Source organism: Rhodococcus sp. BS-15 (assembly GCF_000813105.1).
Lineage (GTDB): Bacteria > Actinomycetota > Actinomycetes > Mycobacteriales > Mycobacteriaceae > Rhodococcoides.
The window spans coordinates 1-3,825 of record NZ_BAOX01000385.1 but is presented as its reverse complement, the minus strand read 5'-3'; the positions used below and the strand labels follow the sequence as shown (position 1 = coordinate 3,825).

At 65.6% G+C, this 3,825-nt stretch carries 3 protein-coding genes and 2 pseudogenes; 1 reads left to right on the top strand and 4 read right to left on the bottom strand.

The features are described from left to right. Both RHBS_RS25450 and RHBS_RS25445 read right to left on the bottom strand, forming a co-directional pair. Nucleotides 1-756: pseudogene (locus tag RHBS_RS25450) on the bottom strand (redox-sensing transcriptional repressor Rex); the annotation flags it as partial. Between the two features lie 156 nt (nt 757-912). After that, on the bottom strand, nt 913-1,194 hold the full coding sequence (locus tag RHBS_RS25445; protein ID WP_121873467.1) for a glutaredoxin family protein: 282 nt from the start codon (nt 1,192-1,194) through the stop codon (nt 913-915). Nucleotides 1,195-1,401: 207 nt separating this feature from the next. On the opposite strand from RHBS_RS25445, the gene RHBS_RS25440 reads away from it, so the two are divergent. Then, nucleotides 1,402-2,337, top strand: coding sequence for an HAD family phosphatase (locus tag RHBS_RS25440; RefSeq protein ID WP_237669709.1), 936 nt, complete (start codon nt 1,402-1,404; stop codon nt 2,335-2,337). A 16-nt stretch (nt 2,338-2,353) separates the two neighbouring features. Here the strand turns inward: RHBS_RS25440 and RHBS_RS25435 are convergent, their stop codons facing one another. Both RHBS_RS25435 and RHBS_RS25430 read right to left on the bottom strand, forming a co-directional pair. Further along, on the bottom strand, nt 2,354-2,842 hold the full coding sequence (locus RHBS_RS25435) for a GNAT family N-acetyltransferase (RefSeq protein ID WP_128646801.1): 489 nt from the start codon (nt 2,840-2,842) through the stop codon (nt 2,354-2,356). Between the two features lie 22 nt (nt 2,843-2,864). Continuing rightward, nucleotides 2,865-3,724: pseudogene (locus RHBS_RS25430) on the bottom strand (lysophospholipid acyltransferase family protein). Nucleotides 3,725-3,825 lie beyond the last annotated feature (101 nt).

Genomic DNA, 3,825 nt, shown 5'->3' with positions numbered 1-3,825 from the left:
GCCGTGGACGTGAGCGGTGACGATGCGAGAGGGGGCGGCGATACCGGCTGCGGCCGGGGCGCGGCGACGATGGCCGGACCGGCGATATCGCTCGATCCGGGGACGTTGCGAGAGCTGTTGAAGGAGAGCACCTGCATCTCCACCGCCAGGTCCACGCGCCGCACCTCGACGTGTTCGGGGACGTCGAGGACCATCGGCGAGAAGCTCAGGATGCATTCGACGCCACCGGCGACGAGCTTCTCGGCGACGCTGTGCACGGCCTCGTCGGGGGGTGGCGATGACGCCGATGGTGGCCTCGAGTTCACGGCAGGCGACGACTAGTTCGTCGACGTGCCGGACGGTGAGGCCGTCGATGTCGGTGCCGACCCGCGCCGGGTCGCTGTCGAACAGTCCGACCATCGTGAACCCGCGTCGAGCGAATCCGCCGTACCCGGCCAGCGCCTGCCCGAGATTGCCGACTCCCGCCAGAACGACGCGGTGGCCGCGATCGAGTCCGAGCGCGCTGTCGATCTTGGCGCGGAGGCGGGCCACGTCGTAGCCGACTCCGCGTACGCCGTTGGGGCCGAGAAAGGAGAGATCCTTGCGCAGTTTGGCCGATCCGACGCCCGCTGCGGTGGCCAGTTCTTCACTGGAGACGATGAGAACGCCCTCGTCTGCGAGGATCGAGAGGACCCGCAGGTACGTCGCCAGACGAGTGACCGTAGCCTGAGGGATGACCCGCTCTACGCCGCTGGGCGACGGGCGCTCTTCGGTCACGTCTGGGGCTCCTCGTCCGAACGGCGTCGATGCCGGTCTTCACGCTGATCCTGCGTTCGTGTCTATTTCACGGACGCTGTTCACACCACGGTAACTGCTTGTGAACGAATGAACAAAGTTGCGCACACCGGCCCTCACCTGCACACGCGAGAGCAATCACACGTTCTTAGGGTGCCCTGCCCGGGTGAGATCGGCCCGCAAACGCGGCACGTCCACCTCCCAGTAACTGTGTTCGATGCCATCGAGGAGCACCACGGGCACTCGATCCCCGTACTCCGCACGCAGGTCAGGCGATTCCGCTGCCGCCTCGTCGACGTCGACGACGGTGACCGGCACGTCGAATTCCCGGCACACCTCGCTCAACACCTCGAACGCGTGAGTGCAGGAATGGCAGCCTGCGCGGGTGAGAAGAGCCACGCCGGCGGGAGTCGTATGCATGCATCCACTGTGACACGGCCGCGACAGAGACGAAGGTCACAGTCCGCGGTCCGATCGGGGGCCGAACGACAGGCGTGCAGTGCTGCCCTTCACGCGTCCGCCCGGACAACCCCGACTAGGCTGGCGGCGAGCGACTCGACTGGGAGGTGGACGGAAGTGAGTGACGGGGGAACAGACCTGCCGATCGAGAACACGCCCGATATCGACATGGTCGATACGAACGACCCGAGCGAAGACAAGCAGTTCAAGCGCCGCATCCGCAGGATTCGCAATCCGTTCGGTCCGACGGACGCCGAGGTCCGCGCCAACGTTGCAGGTCAGGCCAGTGCCGATGCGGCTCTGGCGTTGCAGATCGAGTCCGAGGGTGCCGTTCCGCGGGATCTGACTGCCGCTGCCTTCTTCGACGTGGACAACACGATGGTGCAGGGCGCGTCGATCATTCACTTCGCTCGCGGATTGGCCGCCCGCAAGTACTTCACCAGCGGTGATCTGGCCCAATTCGCTTGGCAGCAGGTCAAATTCAGGGTCAGCGGGAAAGAGAACAGCGAGGACGTGGCCAGCGGCCGCGAGAAGGCGCTCTCGTTCATCACCGGCCGTCCCACCTCGGAGCTGACCCGGCTCGGCGAGGAGATCTACGACGAGATGATCGCCGACAAGATCTGGGCCGGTACCCGGGCTCTCGCTCAGATGCATCTCGACGCCGGGCAGCAGGTCTGGCTGGTGACGGCCACTCCCCTCGAACTGGCCCAGATCATCGCCAAGCGCCTGGGCTTGACCGGGGCCCTCGGAACCGTCGCCGAGAGCAAGGACGGGGTGTTCACCGGCCGTCTCGTCGGCGACATCCTGCACGGCATCGGCAAGGCGCACGCAGTGCGCTCGCTGGCGGTGCGTGAAGGTCTCAATCTCAAGCGTTGCACCGCGTATTCGGACAGCCACAACGACGTGCCGATGCTTTCGCTGGTCGGCACCGCCGTGGCGATCAACCCCGATACCGACCTGCGTGAGCTGGCCAAGAACCGGGGTTGGGAGATCCGCGACTACCGCACCGGACGCAAGGCCGCCAAGATCGGTGTGCCCACGGCGTTGGCCTTGGGCGCGGTCGGCGGTGGGCTGGCCGCGGTGATCGGCCGTCGTAAGGCCTGATCCATCCGGACGGCGATCAGAGGGTGAGCTGCATCAGCGTCAGGTCCAGCCACCGACCGAACTTGACGCCCACTTGTGGCATCTGTCCGACGGTGACGAACCCGAACTTCTCGTGCAGAGCGATCGACGTGGTGTTCTCGGATTCGATGAACCCCACCAACACGTGAACGTCGCGTGCTTTCGCTCGCTCGATCAACTCGCCCAGTAGCGCACTGGCCAGCCCGCGGCGGTAGAAGTCTCGGTGGATGTACACCGAGTGTTCCACCGAATGCCGGTAGCCGCTCTTGACCCGCCACTGTCCGTACGACGCGTATCCGGCCACCCGTCCGTCGACCTCTGCGGTGAGTACCGGGTATCCAGCGGCGATCCGGCCCTCGAACCAGGCTGTGCGATCGGCGAGATCGACCTGTTCCTCGTCCCAGATGGCGGTGGTGTTGGCGACCGCATCGTTGTGGATGTCGAGAATCTCCGGTAGATCGGTAGCGGCAGTGTCGCGAATATGCACTGCCACACGATAACCCGAGCGTCTAACCCAGGAAGACGTTGCGCCTCTTGGCAAGCAGTCGATACAGCGTGTGCTGAATGGTCTCGCGGACGTGGTCGGTCAACTCGAACAGCACCATCGGATCCTCGAACGCGGTGGAGTCGTACCCATCGGTGAGGATCGGTTTGCCGAACTCGATGTACCACTTGGACGGCATGGGGATCAGACCCAGCGGGCCGAGGTGCGGGAAGAACGGCGTGACCGGAAAGTAGGGCATGCCCATCAGTCGGGCCAGTGGCGCGATGTCGCCGATCTTGGGGTAGATCTCCTCCGAGCCGACGATGGAGCACGGGATGATCGGCACACCCGTTCGCAGAGCAGCCGAGACGAATCCACCGCGACCGAATCGCTGCAGCTTGTAGCGCTCACTGAACGGTTTGCCGATGCCCTTGAACCCTCGGGGAACACGGCGGCAACCTCGCCGGTACGCAGCAGACGCTCGGCGTCGGGGTTGCAGGCCAGCGTGTGCCCGGCCTTGCGTGCGATCGTGCCGACGCCGGGCATCTCGAATGCCATGTCGGCGGCCAACATCCGCAGAGGGCGGTGCGCCGGGTGGTGATCGCGGACGGCGACCGACGCCATCAATGCATCGACGGGCACGACGCCCGCATGGTTGGCGACGACGAGCGCGCCGCCGTCGGACGGAATGTTCTCGATGCCCTTGACCTCGACACGGAACCACTTGTCGAACAGCGGCCGCAGCAACGGAAGCCAGACCGCGTCGGCGAAGTGCGGGTCGTAGCCGAACTCGTCGACGCTGTAGTCACCGGCCAGCCGCCTGCGTACGAACTCGGCGACCGAGGAGATCTGGTCGACGATCGTGGACTTGGTGTCGTCGATCATCGACAGCAACGGAGTCGGGATGGACGGCGTCACGGCCGACGCCTCGGCAGGCGCCGGGTCCAGCAACGGCGTCGGCTCTCGAGGATCGGCGTAGGCGGAGG